17 protein-coding genes are annotated in these 17905 nt (G+C 65.7%); 5 read left to right on the top strand and 12 right to left on the bottom strand.

Annotation, left to right across the window (positions count from 1 at the left end):
* Window positions 1–44: 44 nt before the first annotated feature.
* Window positions 45–1100, bottom strand: coding sequence for a cytochrome d ubiquinol oxidase subunit II (locus H4P35_RS04420; RefSeq protein WP_226848285.1), 1056 nt, complete (start codon window positions 1098–1100; stop codon window positions 45–47).
* A complete protein-coding gene (locus H4P35_RS04415) occupies window positions 1097–2440 on the bottom strand; it encodes a cytochrome ubiquinol oxidase subunit I (protein ID WP_226848284.1) in 1344 nt (447 codons plus the stop codon). Before H4P35_RS04415 ends, H4P35_RS04420 begins: the two co-directional genes overlap by 4 nt.
* A gap of 136 nt (window positions 2441–2576) precedes the next feature.
* Here H4P35_RS04415 and H4P35_RS04410 point away from each other — a divergent pair, with 136 nt between their 5' ends.
* The 4 genes from H4P35_RS04410 (at window position 2577) to minE (ending at window position 6655) form a co-directional block, all read left to right on the top strand.
* Entirely contained in the window at window positions 2577–4343 is a 1767-nt protein-coding gene (locus H4P35_RS04410) for a glutamine--tRNA ligase/YqeY domain fusion protein (protein ID WP_180098906.1), read from the top strand.
* Between the two features lie 160 nt (window positions 4344–4503).
* Window positions 4504–5436, top strand: coding sequence for a septum site-determining protein MinC (gene minC, locus H4P35_RS04405; RefSeq protein ID WP_056321149.1), 933 nt, complete (start codon window positions 4504–4506; stop codon window positions 5434–5436).
* 142 nt (window positions 5437–5578) lie between these two features.
* The gene (gene minD, locus H4P35_RS04400) at window positions 5579–6394 is read left to right on the top strand and encodes a septum site-determining protein MinD (protein WP_008158705.1); all 816 of its coding nucleotides are present in this window, start codon (window positions 5579–5581) and stop codon (window positions 6392–6394) included.
* Between the two features lie 3 nt (window positions 6395–6397).
* On the top strand, window positions 6398–6655 hold the full coding sequence (gene minE, locus H4P35_RS04395; RefSeq protein ID WP_006217654.1) for a cell division topological specificity factor MinE: 258 nt from the start codon (window positions 6398–6400) through the stop codon (window positions 6653–6655).
* 88 nt (window positions 6656–6743) lie between these two features.
* Here minE and H4P35_RS04390 read toward each other — a convergent pair whose 3' ends face one another.
* From H4P35_RS04390 to H4P35_RS04375, 4 genes are all read right to left on the bottom strand, one after another.
* A complete protein-coding gene (locus tag H4P35_RS04390) occupies window positions 6744–6968 on the bottom strand; it encodes a glycine zipper 2TM domain-containing protein (RefSeq protein ID WP_056321146.1) in 225 nt (74 codons plus the stop codon).
* 192 nt (window positions 6969–7160) lie between these two features.
* Window positions 7161–7694, bottom strand: coding sequence for an isochorismatase family protein (locus H4P35_RS04385; RefSeq protein WP_152383549.1), 534 nt, complete (start codon window positions 7692–7694; stop codon window positions 7161–7163).
* Between the two features lie 180 nt (window positions 7695–7874).
* Window positions 7875–9548 (bottom strand): energy-dependent translational throttle protein EttA, encoded by a 1674-nt coding sequence (gene ettA, locus H4P35_RS04380; RefSeq protein ID WP_180098904.1) that lies wholly within the window; start codon window positions 9546–9548, stop codon window positions 7875–7877.
* A gap of 92 nt (window positions 9549–9640) precedes the next feature.
* Window positions 9641–10561 (bottom strand): DMT family transporter, encoded by a 921-nt coding sequence (locus H4P35_RS04375; RefSeq protein ID WP_226848283.1) that lies wholly within the window; start codon window positions 10559–10561, stop codon window positions 9641–9643.
* A gap of 220 nt (window positions 10562–10781) precedes the next feature.
* On the opposite strand from H4P35_RS04375, the gene H4P35_RS04370 reads away from it, so the two are divergent.
* On the top strand, window positions 10782–11300 hold the full coding sequence (locus tag H4P35_RS04370; RefSeq protein ID WP_226848282.1) for a hypothetical protein: 519 nt from the start codon (window positions 10782–10784) through the stop codon (window positions 11298–11300).
* 51 nt (window positions 11301–11351) lie between these two features.
* Here the strand turns inward: H4P35_RS04370 and H4P35_RS04365 are convergent, their stop codons facing one another.
* The 6 genes from H4P35_RS04365 to H4P35_RS04340 form a co-directional block, all read right to left on the bottom strand.
* On the bottom strand, window positions 11352–12347 hold the full coding sequence (locus H4P35_RS04365; RefSeq protein ID WP_226848281.1) for an ABC transporter ATP-binding protein: 996 nt from the start codon (window positions 12345–12347) through the stop codon (window positions 11352–11354).
* Window positions 12344–13330, bottom strand: coding sequence for an ABC transporter ATP-binding protein (locus H4P35_RS04360; RefSeq protein ID WP_226848280.1), 987 nt, complete (start codon window positions 13328–13330; stop codon window positions 12344–12346). The genes H4P35_RS04365 and H4P35_RS04360 overlap by 4 nt, the downstream gene beginning before the upstream one ends.
* Before the next feature lie 7 nt (window positions 13331–13337).
* Window positions 13338–14252, bottom strand: a complete 915-nt coding sequence (locus tag H4P35_RS04355; protein ID WP_226848279.1) for an ABC transporter permease — start codon at window positions 14250–14252, stop codon at window positions 13338–13340.
* Complete coding sequence (locus tag H4P35_RS04350) at window positions 14252–15241, bottom strand: ABC transporter permease (RefSeq protein WP_008158681.1); 990 nt, start codon at window positions 15239–15241, stop codon at window positions 14252–14254. The genes H4P35_RS04355 and H4P35_RS04350 overlap by 1 nt, the downstream gene beginning before the upstream one ends.
* 58 nt (window positions 15242–15299) lie before the next feature.
* Window positions 15300–16871 carry an ABC transporter substrate-binding protein gene (locus H4P35_RS04345; RefSeq protein ID WP_062840337.1) on the bottom strand — a complete coding sequence of 524 codons (1572 nt, stop codon included), beginning with the start codon at window positions 16869–16871 and terminating at the stop codon, window positions 15300–15302.
* A gap of 187 nt (window positions 16872–17058) precedes the next feature.
* Window positions 17059–17556, bottom strand: coding sequence for a MarR family winged helix-turn-helix transcriptional regulator (locus H4P35_RS04340; RefSeq protein WP_056322688.1), 498 nt, complete (start codon window positions 17554–17556; stop codon window positions 17059–17061).
* Window positions 17557–17905: the final 349 nt, after the last annotated feature.

Raw genomic sequence — 17905 nt, 5'->3', positions numbered from 1 at the left:
GGGCGCCACGCCTTTGCGGCATGGCGCCCGGCCCGCAAAGACCCTTAGTAAGACGGCGGCGGCAGCAGCGGCACGCCGCGGCGTTCCTTGCCGAACACGGACCGGTACGCCAGGATGTTGAACACCAGCACCACCGGTATCCCCACCACCGCGCCGGCCATCACGAGCCGCATCGAGCCCAGCGCACCCGCGCCGTCCCACAGCGTCATGTCGTCCAGGATCAGGTACGGGAACAGGCTGTAAGCCAGTCCGCTCAGCATCAGCAGGAACAGCGCGACCGTCAGCACGAACGGCAGCCAGCTGAAGCGGTCGGCGCGGCCGGGCAGCCGCGCCAGCAGCATTTCCGCGGCCACGAAACCGGCCAGCATCAGCACCCACACCGACGCCGCGAGGCTAAGGTGCGCGATGTTGCTCCATTTGTAGAAGATGCCGGCATTGGCCAGGCCCAGCGTGACCGCGATCGACACCATGCCCACGGCGGTCCAGCGGATCGCGTGGCGCGCCCAGTTGGCCGCGCGGCGCTGCAGGTCGCCATCGACGCGCATGACCAGCCACGCGGCGCCCAGCAACACGTAGGCCGCCACCGCGCACAGGCCCACGAACATCGCGAACCAGCCATAGCCGGCATCGGACTGGTAGCCCGTGGCAATGCGGCCAAGCAGCACGCCCTGGCCAAAGGCGGTGATGAGCGAGCCCGCCCAGAAAGCGAAGATCCAGCGCGGCTTCAATTCGTTGCGGGCGCGGATGCGGAATTCGAACGCAACGCTGCGCAGCACCACCCCCAGCACCATGAGCGTCAGCGGTCCGTAGAGTTTGCCCAGCACGGCGCCCCAGGCAAACGGAAACGCCGCCGCGAACAACCCCATCCCCAGCAGCAGCCAGAATTCATTGGCGTCGCGCCACGGGCTGAGCAGGCTCATCATGCGGCCGCGCTCGTGCTCCGGCGCGATCTGCAGCAGGATGCCCACGCCGAGATCGAAGCCGTCCAGGACCATGCCCGCGGCAATCACGACGAACAGCAGCGCCATGAAGGCGAGCGGCATCCAGAAAGAAGGATCGTCGGGGCTCAGGCCTTGGGAGGCCGCCAGCATGGCGATCATGGCGCACCTCCGCTCAGCTTGCGCACGGGCACGACGCCGTAGCGCGCGGCATGGAAGAGCATGCCGGCGAACGCGGCGAGCAGCAGCGCATACAGGACGCCGTAACCGGCCAGGCCATACAGCACGGTGCTGGACGGCATGGAACCCAGGACCTCGGATTGCGTGACCGTGCCGTTCACGACGAAGGGCTGCAGTCCGATGATGGACACCCACCAGCCCGCCACGACGGCGATGCCGCCGGAAAACATCATGCCGCACAGGACCCGCTGCCACCATGGCGGCAGGGCCGACGGGTCCAGGCCGCGGCGGAAGGTCCACAGGAAGGTCACGCAGGCCACGGCCAGCATCAGCAGGCCCAGCCCCACAGCCACGCGCACCGACCAGAAGGTCACGGCCACCGGGGGCAGCATGCCCGAATACTTGTCCAGGCCCTGATAGGTGCCGTCCGCATTGCGGTGCAGCCACATGCCGCCCGCATTGTTGAAGGTAAGGTCGCCGACATTGACGTGCGCCCGGGCGTCCGGCCAGCCGAACAGCACCAGCTGCGGCACGGGGCCGCTCTGCCAAAAGCCCGCCGCGGCGGCGGCCTTGGCAGGTTGCAGCTTGGCCATCATCTGGCCCGCGCCGGTTGCGACCGGCACTTGCAGGAAGGCGGCCACCACGGCCACCACCAGCGCCGTCTTGAACGCACTGCGCTCGCCCTCGCCCAGCGGCCGGCGCAACGCCTGCAGCGCGGTCACGCCCATCATCAGGAACGAGGCGGCCAGCGCCGCGCCGACCATCACCACGGCCAGGCGCCAGCCGACCGAGGGATTGAGCACCACTTTCATCCAGTCATAGACCTGATAGCGGCCGTCGACCAGCAGCGCGCCATCGGGCGTCTGCATCCAGGATTGCAGGGCCAGCACCCAGAACACGGCCACGACCTGCCCCACCGCCACCATCAGGACGGCCAGCGTGTGCGCGCCATCGGACACGCGGCGCTGGCCGAACAGCATGACGCCCAGGAAACAGGATTTGAGAATGAAGACCGACAGGATGCCGTAGCCCAGCAGCGGACCGGCCACGTTGCCGATCTTGTCCATCAACCCCGCCCACAGGCTGCCGATCTGGATCAGGACGGGCACGCTGGCGGCCAGCGTCAGCACGAAGGACAGGGCGAAGATGCGGACCCAGAAGCGGTAGGCCCCCGTCCAGCCGCCATGGCTGGACCACCGCGCGCGGATCTTGAAGAACAGCAGCACCCAGGCCAGGGCCAGGGAGACGGCGAGAAACAGCGCCAGGAAGCTAAGACTGGCCATGAACTGCGCCCGGGCCAGGGATAGGGTCGAGATATCCATAATGGCCCGTAGTGTAGAGCCAGTTACACGACTATGGGGGCGGATTGAAACCGGTTGCAGGCGTGACGAAAAGGGGCGCGGTGCGGAACGTGGCAAAATTGACGCTTTGTCGCTGCTTTTTCCTATTCTTTCAAGAATGACCTCCGCCACGACGCCGACCCCCGCCGCATCAAACTTCCTGCTCAACATCGTCCAAGACGACCTCGAAGCCAACCGCTTCCAGGGCAAGCGCTGGGCGGGCAAGCCTGGCCCGGCGGCCTTGCAGCAGCAGGGGGAAGCGGACCCGGCCCGCATCCGCACGCGCTTTCCGCCGGAGCCCAACGGCTACCTGCACATCGGCCACGCCAAGAGCATCTGCGTGAACTTCGGCCTGGCGCGCGACTTCGGTGGCGTCTGCCACCTGCGCTTTGACGACACCAACCCCGAGAAGGAAGACCAGGAATACGTCGACGCCATCATCGAGGCCGTCCACTGGCTGGGCTTCGACTGGAAGGCCGACGGCCGCGAGAACCTGTATTTCGCCAGCGATTACTTCGGCTATATGTATGAGTTCGCCGAAGCCCTGGTCGAAGCCGGCCATGCCTACGTCGACGAGCAAAGCGCCGACGAGATCCGCGCCAATCGCGGCACCCTGACCGAACCCGGCACGGACTCGCCCTGGCGCAACCGCCCGGCCGCCGAGTCCATCGCGCTGTTGCGCGAGATGCGCGACGGCAAGCATCCGGACGGCAGCCTGGTGCTGCGCGCGAAGATCAACATGGCTTCGCCCAACATCAACCTGCGCGACCCGGTCATGTACCGCGTCCGCCACGCCACGCACCACCGCACCGGCGACCAGTGGTGCATCTACCCGATGTACAGCTGGGCGCACCCGGTGGAAGACGCGCTGGAAGGCATCACGCACAGCGTCTGCACGCTGGAATTCGAAGACCAGCGTCCGTTCTACGACTGGATCCTGGCGCGCCTGGCCGAACTGGGCAAGCTGGCCCAGCCGCTGCCGCATCAATACGAATTCGCCCGCCTGAACCTGAGCTACGTGGTCACCAGCAAGCGCAAGCTGCTGCAACTGGTGAAGGAAGGCCACGTGGACGGCTGGGACGATCCGCGCATGCCCACCATCTTCGGCCTGCGCCGCCGCGGCTACACGCCCGCGTCGATCCGCCTGTTCTGCGACCGCACCGCGGTGTCCAAGTCCGACTCGCGCATCGACTACAGCCTGCTGGAGCAAGCCGTGCGCGACGATCTGGACCCCATCGCCCCGCGCTCGGTCGCCGTGCTGGACCCGATCAAGCTGGTCATCACCAACTACCCCGAAGGCCATACCGAGACCTGCACCGCGCCGCGCAATCCGCATGACCCCGAGGCCGGCGTGCGTGAATTCCCGCTGTCGCGCGAACTGTGGATCGAACGCGACGACTTCCGCGAGGAAGCGCCCAAGAAGTATTTCCGCCTGTTCCCGGGCAACACCGTGCGCCTGAAGTACGGCTACGTCGTGCGCTGCACCGGCTTTACCAAGAACGAAGCCGGCGAGGTCGTCGAAGTGCAGGCCGAATACCTGCCCGACACCAAGAGCGGCACGCCCGGCGCGGACAGCGTCAAGGTCAAGGGCAACATCACGTGGGTGAGCGCGGCGCACGCGGTGCCTGCCCAGATTCACCTGTACGACCGCCTCTTTGCCGATCCGCGTCCGGACGGCGGCGACAAGGACTTCCTGGCCTGCCTGAACCCCAACTCCAAGCAGACCGTCACGGCCTGGCTGGAGCCCGGCACCGTGGCCACGCCCGGCGCCACCTGGCAATTCGAGCGCCTGGGCTACTTCACGGCCGACCTGAAGGACTCGACGCCTGACGCGCCGGTGCTCAACCGCATCGTGACCCTGCGCGATTCCTGGGCCCAGGGTTGACGCGCCCACGCGCGCAATACCGGGAAAAGGCGCCTTGCGGCGCCTTTTTCTTTCGCCGTGCGCCCGGCGCAGGCCGTCCCGGGCGGGTTATCATCCCCGACATCCCGCAGCCGGTCGAGGACGCCGTTTTCCGGCGTCCAGACCGCCAGCCAAAATCAAGATGAACACTGAATCGCTAGCCCTGGACTTCAAGAGCGCCACCCTTTATGCCATCCGGGTGGTTTTGCATAGTGCCGATCCCGAACGCCTGAACGCTGCGCTCGCCAAACGCATGGCCGATGCCGGCAGCTTCTTTGAAAACGAGCCTGTCGTCATCGACGCCAGCCGCGTCGAGGAAAAGATCGATTGGACGGCATTGGTGGCGGCGCTGCGCGGCCACAACCTGCCCCCGATCGGCGTGGTGGCCGAAGGCGCCAACCTGCAGGCCGCGCGCGAAGCCGGCCTGACGCCCGTCGAACTGTCCACGCCGGCAGCGCGCCCCGCCCCCGTGGTGGACACCGCGCCGCCCAACGACGTCGCCACGCCGGTGCCGTCCGTGCCGGCGGCCGCGGTCGAAATCGCGCCCGCGCCCACCGACACCTCGGCCCAGGCCGCGCCGGCGCCTGCGTCCGATGCGGCCGCGCAAGACAAGCCTGCGGCCGATGAAGCCGCCGATGCGCAGGCTGCCGCCCCGGCGCCCGATGCGGATCCCCTGCCCGCCCGCGCGGCCAGCAGCACCACGTCCGCGTCCAGTCCGACGGCTGCGGCGCCGCACTCGTCTTCGGCGCTGGTGATCACGCGCCCGCTGCGTTCGGGGCAACGCGTCTATGCCCGCCACACGGACCTGGTGGTGATCGGCATGGTCAGCCAGGGCGCCGAGGTCATCGCCGACGGCAACGTGCACGTCTACGGTCCGCTGCGCGGCAAGGCCATGGCCGGCGCGCGCGGCGATACGTCGGCGCGCATCTTCACGACGCATCTGGATGCGGAACTGCTGGCAGTGGCGGGCGTGTACCGCGTGGTCGAGGACAAGCTCGACCGCACGCTGCAGAATCAGCCCGCGCTGGTCCGGCTGGATGGCGACACGCTGCGCATCGAAGCGCTGAAGGCCTGATGCCGCGCGCTGTGTGCGGCATCCTGCGAGACGGCGGCCCGGCAGCGGCCCGCTCAAATCTCAACACATCCTGTAAGAAGCCTTACACGGGCTTTTTGCTTTACGATAACGCGATTTATTCGAACATAAGGGTTTGATCGTCATGACACGCATTGTTGTGGTGACTTCCGGCAAAGGCGGCGTGGGCAAAACCACGACGAGCGCCAGTTTTTCCGCGGGCCTCGCGATGCGGGGCCACAAGACCGCTGTCATCGACTTCGACGTCGGCCTGCGCAACCTCGACCTCATCATGGGTTGCGAGCGTCGCGTGGTGTATGACTTCGTCAATGTGATCCAGGGCGAGGCGACCCTCAAGCAAGCGCTCATCAAGGACAAGCAGCTCGAAAACCTTTTCATCCTGCCGGCTTCGCAAACGCGCGACAAGGATGCGCTGACGCAGGAAGGCGTGGAAAAGGTCATCAACGACCTGAAGGAAATGGGTTTCGACTACATCGTCTGCGACTCCCCCGCGGGCATCGAGACCGGCGCGCTGATGGCGGCCTACTTCGCCGACGACGCGCTGGTGGTCACCAACCCCGAAGTCTCATCGGTGCGCGACTCCGACCGCATCCTGGGCATCCTGGCCGCCAAGTCCAAGCGCGCCGTCGAGGGTGACGAGCCGGTCAAGGAATACCTGCTGCTCACGCGCTACAACCCCAAGCGCGTGTCCGACGGCGAAATGCTGTCGCTGACGGACATCGAAGACATCCTGCGCATCAAGCTCATCGGTGTGATTCCCGAATCGGAAGCCGTGCTGCAGGCCTCGAACCAGGGCTTGCCTGCCATCCACCTGAAAGACACCGACGTCTCGGAAGCCTACAAGGACGTGGTCAGCCGTTACCTTGGCGAAGACAAGGCCCTGCGCTTTACCGACTACGAAAAGCCGGGTTTCCTGAAACGCCTGTTCGGAGGCAAGTAAGCGATGTCCTTCCTGTCGTTTCTGCTCGGTCAAAAGAAGACCTCCGCGTCCGTCGCCAAAGAACGGTTGCAGATCATCCTTGCCCACGAGCGTGGCCGCGGGGATTCCCCCGATTACCTGCCGCAACTCCAGCAGGAACTGATCGCGGTCATTTCCAAGTACGTGAAGATCAATCCCGAAGACATCAAGGTGCACCTGGAACGCCAGGACACGCTCGAGGTGTTGGAAGTGAAGATCGAAATGCCGCAAAACGAGACCTGATGTCTCTGCTGTGCGCCGGCCTTGCCGGCGCGCATTGCGCAAAAAAACGCCCGGCATTGCCGGGCGTTGCTTTTGGGGCGACGAAGGCTTAGCGCTTGCCCACCTGGTCGCCGATCACACCGCCGATCGCCGCGCCGCCGACCGTGCCCAGCACGCCGCCGTTGGTGATGACGGCGCCCGCCACGCCGCCCAGTGCGGCGCCGCCCACGGTACTCTTCTGGCGATGGCTCATGCCATCCCACGATGAACAACCCGCCATGGTGGCAGCCAGCGCCACGGCGGCACAGATCTTGGAAAGCGATGCGATTTTCATGATGAAGCTCCTGTTCTTTTACCCGGGGCCGCACCGGTGAAACCAAACGCGAGCGCGCGGACCTTTTTGGGGTTAGGAGCCTTCAGGATCGCAAAATATCCGGGGACATGGTGTTAGGTTTGCCCAGGAATTGTGTCAAAGGGAGAGCAAATCGTTGCGCTCTCCTGGGGACCATGTTGCAGGCGCGGGCCGCTATTTGACCAGACGTAACACGTCGCGAAAGCGCGGGTGCTCGCAGGTCTCCATCCATTCGAAAATCGCCATTTCCGACGTGACGATTTCCGCGCCGTGCGCGCGGGCCCGGCGCAACGCGGCATGATGGTCTGAGGACTTGCGCGAACCTGCCGCGTCCGCGACCAGCACGGCCTTGTAGCCCAGCTCCACGAGGCCGATGACGGTTTGCAGCACGCAGATGTGCGCCTCGCAGCCCGCCACCAGCACCGTGCGGCGCGAGGCCGGCAGCCAGCCGTCGAAACCCGGTTCCCGGGCCGAGGAAAAGTGCATCTTCTGGAAGGTGGCCTGGATGAGTTCGCGCAACGGGTCGACCGTGACCCCGAGCATCTTGCTGTGATGCTCCGTGGCCACCACGGGCACGTCGAGCAGCCGCGCCGCCTGCGCCAGCTTGTGCGCGGCGTTGAGCACGGCATCGCCGTCGTGGATGACAGGCATCAGGCGGCCCTGCATGTCGACGATCAGCAGGGTGGAATCGGTGGCGGACAGCAGCATGGTGAGGACTCCCAGGACAAGCTGTCAGCATAACGCCTGGCCGAAAAAAATCCCGGCGCTTGGCCGGGATGCTTGGCGTGTATTCCTACTGGCCGGTGTCTGACACCCTTGCGGCGGCGTCCTGAATCGACCGCTGTGCCACCTGGGTGTCAGACACCAGAGGAATCGGCTTTCGGCTTTTTACTTCAGCGCCTTGTAGCGCAGGCGCTTGGGCTTGGCGCCCTCTTCGCCCAGGCGGCGCTTCTTGTCGGCTTCGTATTCCTGGTAGTTGCCGTCAAAGAACACGACTTGCGAATCGCCTTCGAACGCGAGGATGTGCGTGGCGATACGGTCCAGGAACCAGCGATCGTGGCTGATGACCATGACGCTGCCGGGGAACTCGAGCAGCGCGTCTTCCAGGGCGCGCAGGGTTTCGACGTCGAGGTCGTTGGACGGTTCGTCAAGCAAGAGGACGTTGCCGCCGGCGATCAGGGTCTTGGCCATGTGCAGGCGGCCGCGTTCGCCGCCCGAGAGCTGGCCCACGACCTTGTTCTGGTCGCCGCCCTTGAAGTTGAAGCGGCCCAGATAGGCGCGCGACGACATTTCGAACTTGCCCACGGTCAAGAGGTCGGCGCCGTCAGCCACCGCGTCGAATACGGTCTTCTTGTCTTCCAGCGCGTCGCGCGACTGGTCGACGTACGCCAGCTTGACGGTCTGGCCGATCTTCACTTCGCCCGAATCCGGCTGCTCGCGGCCGGCGATCATGCGGAACAGCGTGGACTTACCGGCGCCGTTCGCGCCGATGATGCCGACGATGGCGCCCGGCGGCACCTTGAAGCTGAGATTGTCGATCAGCAGGCGGTCGCCGTAGGCCTTGCTGACATTGTTGAACTCGATGACCTCGTTGCCCAGGCGCTCGCCCACGGGAATGAAGATTTCCTGGGTTTCGTTGCGCTTCTGGTATTCGTAGGAAGACAGTTCCTCGAAACGCGCCAGACGCGCCTTGGCCTTGGCCTGGCGGCCCTTCGGGTTCTGGCGCACCCACTCCAGTTCCTTCTTGATGGTCTTCTGGCGCGCCGATTCGGAGGACTCTTCCTGCTTGAGGCGGTCTTCCTTCTGTTCCAGCCACGAGCTGTAGTTGCCCTTCCAGGGGATGCCGTAGCCGCGGTCCAGTTCCAGGATCCATTCGGCCGCGTTGTCCAGGAAGTAGCGATCGTGGGTCACGCCGACGACGGTGCCAGGGAACTTGTGCAGGAATTGCTCCAGCCACTCCACGCTCTCGGCGTCCAAGTGGTTGGTGGGCTCGTCCAGCAGCAGCATGTCGGGCTTGGACAGCAGCAGGCGGCAAAGGGCCACGCGGCGCTTTTCACCGCCGGACAGCTTGCCGACGATGGCGTCCCAGGGCGGCAGGCGCAGTGCGTCGGCGGCGATTTCCATCTGGTGTTCGATGTCGTCCGCGCCGCTGGAAGCGGCGGCGGCGATGATGGCTTCGAGGTCGGCCTGTTCAGCGGCCAGCGCATCGAAGTCGGCGTCGGGTTCCGCGTACGCGGCGTAGACCTCGTCCAGGCGCTTCTTGGCGGTGACGACGGCGCCCAGGCCTTCCTCGACCGCCTGGCGGACGGTGTGCTCGGGATTGAGCTGCGGTTCCTGCGGCAGGTAACCGATGTTCAGGCCGGGCATGGGCACGGCTTCGCCTTCGATCTCGCGGTCGACGCCCGCCATGATCTTCAGCAGCGTCGACTTGCCCGAGCCGTTCAGGCCCAGCACGCCGATCTTGGCGCCAGGAAAAAACGAAAGCGAGATATCGCGCAGGATCTGCCGCTTGGGCGGCACGATCTTGCCGACGCGGTTCATGGTGTAGACGTATTGGGCCATGGGCTCGTAGGTGAGATATAGCTGAGAAACCGTTGATTGTAGGCCGGAACCCTGACCGGCGTGCGGCAAGCGTGATCCGGCCCCATGCCGCGTCAGCGGGTTTTTGCCACGCGCCCCGGCATGCCCGGCGTGCGCATCTGCGCCAGCATCACGCCGGCCAGCGCCAGCGCGCCGCCGGCAATGTGAAAGAGATGCGGCTTTTCATCGAGGAACAGCGCCGCGATGGCCACCGTGAACACGGGCATGACGTTCAGGAAGATGCTGGCGCGGTTGGGCCCCAGATGGCGCACGCCCTGCATCCACAGATATGGCGCGAACAGCGACGGGAACACCGCGGCATACAGCACCAGCGGCACGTTGGCGGCATTGAGCGGCGACGGCGCGGCCATCAGGAAGGCGGGAAGCTGGAACAGGATGCCGAACGCGACCTGCACATACAGCGACTGCCACGGCCCCACCGGCAGCGCCCAGCGCCGCAGCAGCACGCCGTACAGCGCATAGGCCAGCGCGCCCAGCCCCATCAGCACGTCGCCATGGTTGGCGCCCACCGACAGCAGCCGGGCCGGATCGCCCTCGCCGATCAGCAGCGCCAGCCCGGCCAGCGAGACCAGGCTGCCCAGCACCGCCATCGCCGAGGGCCGCTCACGCATGATGACCGCCATGACGGCGATGGTCATGAGCGGAATCATCGCGGTGATGAAACCCATGTTGGTGGCCGTGGTCGAGGCGGCCGCCACGTAGGCGAGGCCCTGGTACAGCGCCATGCCCAGTCCGCCCAGCACCGCGAACTTCGGCAGATGCGCCAGCACCTGTCGTCGCTGCGCCCAGACGCCAGGCAATGCAAAGGGGGTGAGCACGATGCCCGCCAGCGCCCAGCGGTAAAAGCCGATGGCGGCTGGTGCGATCACGCCGGCGGCCATCTTGGTCACGATCATGTTGACCGACCAGATCAGGGCGGCCAGCAAGGGAAACAGGAAAAAGCGGAGGGGAAGCTGCGGAGCGTCGGCGCGCATGTTTGAAACGGAAAGGCAGGAAGACGAAGGCAGGCAAGTGTAGGCCTCGTCCGGCTTGATGTATACGTCACCGATATGCAGCCGCCCCAGCACGCCATCCGGATACCGCACACGTTTCTTCGTAATCCAAGCGCCCGATGCAACGCAGCGCCGTTCGCGCGACAATAGCGCCTGACGTATCTGCCGTGCCGTCGCGGCTTCATCGCGCCCAGGAACCAACATGTCCGCCTCTGCCACTCCACCCGCTTCCTTGACCCATTTCAGCGCCCCCGAACTGGACATGCTGGCCAAGACCGCGGACGCCCTCAGCGCCTATCTGGGCAAGCCAGTGCTGGCGGAAGTGGTGCTGGGCGACGAAGGCACCGAATGGGTGACCTACGGCGTCCCGATGGACGAGAAAGCCGAGGCGGACGAGGAACAGACGCACGTGCAGATGGGCGGGCCGGGCGCGCGCCTGCTCGGCAACCGCGGCGGCCTGCCGCAGTCCGATGACGACACCTACGACTGCCTGTACCTGTGGGCGATCCAGATCTCGCTGAACGACGGCGAGCGTTTCATCAAGCTGGACCACGACGGCGAAGAGTCCGCCTGGTCCGACAACCTTGAGGAAGTCCTGCCTTTCGCCCTGACCGAGGAACCGCAGCCCGATCCAGACGAAGAAGACGAGGAAGAGGACGACGACACGGACGACGAGGACGACGACACGCCCTACGACGACGTCCACAACCACCGCCATTGAGCGCGGCGCGCCGCAGCCCGGGCAGGCGCCCGGTCCGCGGCGGCGGCAGGATCACACCGTGATCCGGCCTTCCTCGACGGCGTGGCAGGCCACGATCGACACCCCCGCCAGCTTCGCGGCCGGCGCCTCGGCCTTGCATCGGTCATTGGCGTGCGGGCAGCGCGGATGGAAGGTGCAGCCGGACGGCGGATTCAGGGGATTGGGCACCTCGCCCGCCACCGCCGTGCGCGGCTTGCCCGCGCCGTTGATGTCCGGAATCGCCTCGAGCAGCATCCGCGTGTAGGGATGCCGCGGCCGCGCGAACAGCTCGTCGCGCGGCGCCACTTCCACCATGCGCCCCAGGTACATCACCCCCACGCGGTCGGCCACGTGGTGCACGACGGCCAGGTTGTGGGAAATGAACAGGTACGTCAGCCCCAGCTTGCGTTGCAGGTCCTTCATCAGGTTCAGCACCTGCGCCTGCACCGACACGTCCAGCGCCGAGGTGGGCTCGTCGCACACCAGGAATTCCGGATTCACCGCCAGCGCCCGCGCAATCGAGATGCGCTGGCGCTGTCCGCCCGAGAACTGGTGCGGGTAGCGGCCCTGGTCCGCCGGGTCCAGCCCCACATGCCGGAGCAGATCGCCCACGCGCGCGACGCGCTCGTCTTGCGTCATATGTGTGTGGGTCAGCATCGGCTCGGCGATGATGCGGCCCACGCGCCAGCGCGGATTCAGGCTGGCATAGGGATCCTGGAAGATCATCTGCAGGCGCTTTCGCAGGGCGCGGCCGCCCGACTCGGACATGCGCGACAGCGGCTGGCCATCGAACTGGATGTCGCCGCGGGTCAGGCCGTACAGCCCCACCAGCATGCGGGCGACCGTCGATTTTCCGCAGCCGGATTCGCCCACCAATGCGAGCGTCTCGCCGCGGGCGATGTCGAACGACACCCCGTCCACCGCGCGCAGCATCACTTTGGGCTTGCGCGCCAGCGTGCGCTCCAGCCAGGGCGGCGACACGTCGAACCAGCGCGCCGCGTCCTTTACTTGAACCAAGGGCGTGCTCATGCGGCCACCTCCAACGTATTGCCATTGTCATGCAGCCAACAGGCCGCGCGCGACGTGCCCGCGGGCATCAGCTCGGGGCGGTCGTGCGCGCAGCGCGGCAGGCGCTGGCCGCAGCGCGGGTTGAACGCACAGCCCGGCGGAATGGCGTTCAGCCGCGGCATGCTGCCGTCGATCTGCACCAGCCGCTCGATATGGCCTTCGAGCGTGGGAATGGACCCCATCAGCCCCGCCGTGTAGGGGTGGCGCGGCTTGTGGATCACGTCGGCCACCGGCCCGATCTCGGCCACGCGGCCGGCGTACATCACCGCCACGCGGTCGGCGGTCTCGGCGATCACGCCCATGTCGTGCGTGATCAGCATGACGGCCGTGCCGTGCTCGCGGCACAGGCGCTTGAGCAGTTCGATGATCTGCGCCTGGATCGACACGTCCAGCGCGGTGGTGGGTTCGTCGGCCACCACCAGCTTCGGCTCGGCGGCCAGGGCCAGCGCGATCACCACGCGCTGGCGCATGCCGCCGGAAAACTGGTGCGGGTAGTGGTCGATGCGCTCGCGCGCGGCGGGGATGCCAGTGGACGCCAGCAGTTCCACCGCGCGGTTGCGCGCCTGCGACCACGTCATGTCCAGATGCGTGACGATGGTTTCGGCCAGTTGCCTGCCCACCGTGTACAGCGGGTTCAGGGAGGTCAGCGGGTCCTGGAACACCGCGCCGATCTCGCGGCCGCGCACGCGGCGCATCTGTTCGTCGGGCAGATTGTCGATGCGCCGGCCCGCCAGCAGGATCTCGCCGGCGGCAATGCGGCCCGGCGGTTCGAGCAGGCCGATGATGGAAGCGCCGGTCAGCGATTTGCCGGCGCCGGATTCGCCCACCACGCCCAGGACTTCGCCAGCCTGGATGGAAAAGGACACATCGTCCAGGGCGCGTAGCGTGCCGCGGCGCGTGGGAAATTCCACGCGCAGGTTGCGGACTTCGAGTAATGCGCTCATGGTTACCTCAGTTCAGTCGCGGATTGAGCGCATCGCGCAGCCAGTCACCCAGCAGGTTGACCGACAGCACCAGCAGCACCAGCGCCGCGCCCGGGAAAATGGTGATCCACCACTCTCCGGAAAACAGGAAATCGTTGCCAATCCGGATCAGCGTGCCCAGCGACGGCGCGGTCGGCGGCACCCCCACCCCCAGGAACGACAGCGTCGCCTCGGTGATGATGGCGGTGGCCAGGTGCACGGTGGCCAGCACCAGCACCGGACCCAGCACGTTGGGCAGCACGTGGCGGAACATGATGACGGGCGAGGCCACGCCGATCACGCGCGCGGCCTGCACGTACTCGCGGTTCTTTTCGACCAGCGTCGAACCGCGCACCGTACGGGCGTACTGTGGCCAGCCGGCCAGCGCGATGGCGCCGATCAGCACCGGGAAGGCGATCATCTCGTGCATCTCGCGCGGCACCGCCGCCCGCGCCACGCCGTCGATCAGGAGCGCGATCAGGATGGCGGGGAACGAGAGCTGCACGTCGGCGACACGCATGATGAAGGCGTCGATGCGGCCGCCGGCATAACCCGACACCAGCCCGAGCACGATGCCGATCAGCATGGACAGCAGCACCGAGGCCAGGCCGATCAGCAGCGACACGCGCGTGCCGTACAGGATGGCCGAGTACAGGTCGCGGCCCTGGCTGTCGGTGCCCAGCAGGTAGGTGGCCTGCCCGTTGGGCTCCCAGGCCGGCGGCAACAGCGCGTCCAGCAGTTCGACCTTGGTCAGGTCGAACGGATTGTGCGGCGCGACCCAGCCGGCCCCGAAGGAGCCGATCAGGAGGGCCGCGAGCAACAGGGTGGCCACGATGGCCACGGGCGCCCGGCGCCAGGCCCAGGCAATGTCGCTGTCCCACCAGCGTTTGAATACGGCGCGCATCAGTGAGCCCCCCCGCCGCGAGTCAGCCCGGAACGCAGCCGCGGGTCCACGACGAAATACAGAAGATCGACGATCAGGTTGATGACCACGAACACCAGCGCGATCAGGCACAGGTACGCGGCCATCACCGGCACGTCGGCGAATTGGACGGCCTGGATGAAAAGCAGGCCCATGCCCGGCCACTGGAACACGGTCTCGGTCACGATGGCGAAGGCGATGATGCCGCCCAGCTGCAGGCCGGTGATGGTGATGACGGGCACCATCGTGTTCTTGAGCGCGTGGCCGAAGTGGATGGCGCGGCGCTTCAGGCCCCGGGCGCGCGCGAACTTGATGTAGTCCGAGCGCAGGACCTCCAGCATTTCGGAGCGCACCAGCCGCAGCACCAGCGTCATCTGGAAGAGCGACAACGTGATGGACGGCAGGATGAGATGCTTCCAGCCCGTGGCGGTGAACAGGCCCGAGGTCCACCAGCCCAGGCTGACGGTATCGCCGCGCCCATAGCTGGGCAGCCAGCCCAGTTGCACCGAGAACACCAGGATCAGCAGGATGCCGATCAGGAAGGTCGGCAGCGACACGCCCAGCAGCGACCCGGCCAGCAGCATCTGCGAGACGAGACTGTTGCGCTTGAGCGCGGTGTACACGCCCAGCGGCACACCCACGACCAGCGCCAGCAAGGCAGCCACCATCGACAGCTCAAGCGTGGCGGGCAGGCGGGATTTCAGCAGGGTGGAAACGGGTTCGCTCTGGCGCAGGGAGATGCCGAAATTGCCCTGCACGGCGTTGGCCACGAAATGGCCGAATTGAACGATGGCGGGCTCGTTCAGGCCCAGGCGTTCACGCAGTTCGATGCGCTCGGCATCGGTGGCGTCCTGTCCCAGCATGATGGTGACAGGGTCGCCGACGTATTGAAAAAGCACGAAGGCCAGTAGCGCGACGGTGAGCATCACCGCTACGGCCTGCAACAGGCGACGCAGTATGAAAGCGAACATAGGCGGAAAAAAGCAAGACGGCGGAACCGGGTAGGTCCCGCCGTCTGGTTAGCCTGGATCAGTCAACCTTGACCCAATCGGCAACGAGGCGGTTGTCGGCACGGTGGATGACCGTGACGTTCTTGCGCATGGCCCAGGGGATGACCTGATCATGCAGCGGGATGTGCCCGAAGTCCTTGGCGTGCCCTTCCAGCACGGTGATGATGTCGGCGTCGCGCTTCTTCGGATCGGTCTCGGTCTTGATCCGGTCGATGATGACGTCCAGTTCCTTGTTGCTGTAGTTGCCCAGGTTGTACATGCCGTCCGCGCCCTCGCCCTTGGTGCGGATCAGGTTCTGCAGCGTGTACATGGCGTCGAACGTGGGCACGCCCCAGCCGAACAGGTAGGCGCTGGTGTCGAACGACTGCACCTTCGGGAAGTAGGTGGAACGCGGCATGGCATTCATGGTGGCCTTGACGCCGACCTTGGCCCACATGCCGACGACGGCCTGACAGATGGCTTCGTCGTTGATGTAGCGGTTGTTCGGGCAGTCCAGCGTGAAGTTCAGCGTGCCGTCGTAGCCGGCTTCCTTCAGCAGGGCGCGGGCCTTTTCCGGATCGTAGGGCACGCGCTTGTGCAGCGATTCGGCCCAGCCATGCACCTGCGGCGCGATCATCGTGCCGGTGGGCGCCGACAGGCCGCGCATCACGGCGCGCTTGATGGCGTCGACGTCGATGGCACGGTACAGCGCTTCGCGCACGCGCACGTCCTGGAACGGGTTCTTGCCCTTGATGTTGGAGTACTGCAGCTCCGGACGCTTCTGGTCCAGGCCCAGGTAGATGGTGCGGTATTCGTTGCCCTCGACGACCTTCTGCGACTGACGCAGGCGGTCCAGGTCTTGCGCGGCCGGATCCAGCACGAAGTCGATCTCGCCGGACAACAGCGCGGCGGTGCGCGTGGCGTTCTGCTTGATCGGCGTGAACACGACTTCGGTCACGTTGCCGACCTTGCCGGCCTTGTTCCACCAGTCCTTGTTTTCCTCGAAGACCGTGCGCACGTCGACTTCGCGGCTCTTGAGCTTGTAGGGACCGGTGCCGTTGGTGTTGCGCGCGCCGTAGGTTTCTTCCTTGTTGACGAAGTCCTGCGGCTTGGCGATGTTGTTCTTTTCGGACCAGGCCTTGTTCATGATGAACACGTTGGTCAGCTGGCGCAGCAGCACGGGGTTGGGCGCGGAGGTTTCGATCTCGACCGTCAGGTCGTCGATCTTGCGCGCTTCCTTGATGCCGGTGGTGTAGGCCTTGTAGTTGGACGTGGGCGCCATGGCGCGGTGGATCGAGAACACCACGTCGTCGGCGGTGAACGCGGCGCCGTCATGGAACTTGACGTTGGGGCGCAGCTTGAAGCGATACAGCGTGGGCGACACCTGCTCCCATTCCGTGGCCAGTCGCGGCGACACCTTGAAGGACTTGTCGTAGTCGACGAGCGGCTCGTAGATGTAGCTGTTGGCGGCGATCGTCATGCCCTCGTTTTGCGAGTGCGGGTCGAACGTGAGGATGTCGCCCTGGGCAGCCCAACGGAAGGTCTTGGCTTGCCCGATCGAGGGCACTGCCACGGCGGCGGCGATCGCGATAGCAATCAAAGTGCGGCGCATAAGTGTCAACTCCTGACAGTAGTCTGAATACCGGCGCGAGTGTGCCTAGCGGCGAGACCCGCGTCAATTCAGGGTTTGTGCGTACCGGAGGGGGTTTTCAGAGAGAGCGGGCAATCAGGGACGCATAAGCACGTAACGAAATAATCGGACCGAACGATGTTCGAGTGCGTGGTTGCAACGGAAGGCGTCATTCGTCGGTGTCGATGGGCAGTTCCAGCGGCACGTGCTCGGTCATCAGGACATCGAGCATTTCGATCAGCATCGCGGCCTTGGCTTCGCCGAAGGGCGCGAGCACCGCCTTTTGATGCTGCAAGGCCTGCTCGCACAGCCCGCCGATCAGGTTTGAGCCCTTGGCCGTGATGCAGACGCGCGTCTGACGGCGGTCTGCGCGCACGCCGGTGCGGGCCACCAGCCCGTCGGCCTCCATGCGCTGCACGACCTTGCTGAGCGTGGGTTGCTTGGTGATGGCCAGCACCGCCAGGCTGCCGATGGTTTCGCCGGCGCTGCCCTGAAGACTGGCCAGCACGCGCCATTCGGTCACGGACAAGCCGGCGGCCTTGACCTGTTGATGGAATTCCGCCGAGATGCGCTGGCTGGCCTGCGCGAGCAGGTAGGCCAGGTAGCCATCGACGAACCGCGGGCCCGTTGCGGCCGCGCGCGTGCCCCGCGGCTTATCTGCCTGCATGTTGGTTTGCTCCCACGCACCCATTTCGAAGGCCCGCCCCGTTGCCGAAAAGCGCATTGCACCACGACGGCGCAGCCGCGCGCCATGATGTACCGCAATGCTGTTGCGCAGCACAGGGTATACCCCAAATCGCAACCCGTTTTTGCACCATTGCAGCGCTCCGAAACCGTCAAAAAGCTAAAGGACAACCAGTATATACACCCTTGTTTTTGCGTGATATTTTTTAATTTCCATGAAATTTCATCTTTTTTATTGACAGCTAAAACGTTGACTCCTAAAGTATTTTTCAGGCGATGTTTTCGTGGCAGGACGATGCTGCACGGCAGCACGGATTAAGGACCCGCCCGGG

This window comes from Achromobacter sp. 77, assembly GCF_020541125.1.
Lineage (GTDB): Bacteria > Pseudomonadota > Gammaproteobacteria > Burkholderiales > Burkholderiaceae_B > Achromobacter > Achromobacter mucicolens.
This window is presented reverse-complemented; position numbering and strand designations above follow the sequence as displayed.

Coding starts and splice junctions, on each gene's coding strand:
- H4P35_RS04420 (WP_226848285.1), bottom strand. CDS start 1,100: ATGATCGCCATGCTGGCGGCCTCCCAAGGCCTGAGCCCCGACGATCCT.
- H4P35_RS04415 (WP_226848284.1), bottom strand. CDS start 2,440: ATGGATATCTCGACCCTATCCCTGGCCCGGGCGCAGTTCATGGCCAGT.
- H4P35_RS04410 (WP_180098906.1), top strand. CDS start 2,577: ATGACCTCCGCCACGACGCCGACCCCCGCCGCATCAAACTTCCTGCTC.
- minC (WP_056321149.1), top strand. CDS start 4,504: ATGAACACTGAATCGCTAGCCCTGGACTTCAAGAGCGCCACCCTTTAT.
- minD (WP_008158705.1), top strand. CDS start 5,579: ATGACACGCATTGTTGTGGTGACTTCCGGCAAAGGCGGCGTGGGCAAA.
- minE (WP_006217654.1), top strand. CDS start 6,398: ATGTCCTTCCTGTCGTTTCTGCTCGGTCAAAAGAAGACCTCCGCGTCC.
- H4P35_RS04390 (WP_056321146.1), bottom strand. CDS start 6,968: ATGAAAATCGCATCGCTTTCCAAGATCTGTGCCGCCGTGGCGCTGGCT.
- H4P35_RS04385 (WP_152383549.1), bottom strand. CDS start 7,694: ATGCTGCTGTCCGCCACCGATTCCACCCTGCTGATCGTCGACATGCAG.
- ettA (WP_180098904.1), bottom strand. CDS start 9,548: ATGGCCCAATACGTCTACACCATGAACCGCGTCGGCAAGATCGTGCCG.
- H4P35_RS04375 (WP_226848283.1), bottom strand. CDS start 10,561: ATGCGCGCCGACGCTCCGCAGCTTCCCCTCCGCTTTTTCCTGTTTCCC.
- H4P35_RS04370 (WP_226848282.1), top strand. CDS start 10,782: ATGTCCGCCTCTGCCACTCCACCCGCTTCCTTGACCCATTTCAGCGCC.
- H4P35_RS04365 (WP_226848281.1), bottom strand. CDS start 12,347: ATGAGCACGCCCTTGGTTCAAGTAAAGGACGCGGCGCGCTGGTTCGAC.
- H4P35_RS04360 (WP_226848280.1), bottom strand. CDS start 13,330: ATGAGCGCATTACTCGAAGTCCGCAACCTGCGCGTGGAATTTCCCACG.
- H4P35_RS04355 (WP_226848279.1), bottom strand. CDS start 14,252: ATGCGCGCCGTATTCAAACGCTGGTGGGACAGCGACATTGCCTGGGCC.
- H4P35_RS04350 (WP_008158681.1), bottom strand. CDS start 15,241: ATGTTCGCTTTCATACTGCGTCGCCTGTTGCAGGCCGTAGCGGTGATG.
- H4P35_RS04345 (WP_062840337.1), bottom strand. CDS start 16,871: ATGCGCCGCACTTTGATTGCTATCGCGATCGCCGCCGCCGTGGCAGTG.
- H4P35_RS04340 (WP_056322688.1), bottom strand. CDS start 17,556: ATGCAGGCAGATAAGCCGCGGGGCACGCGCGCGGCCGCAACGGGCCCG.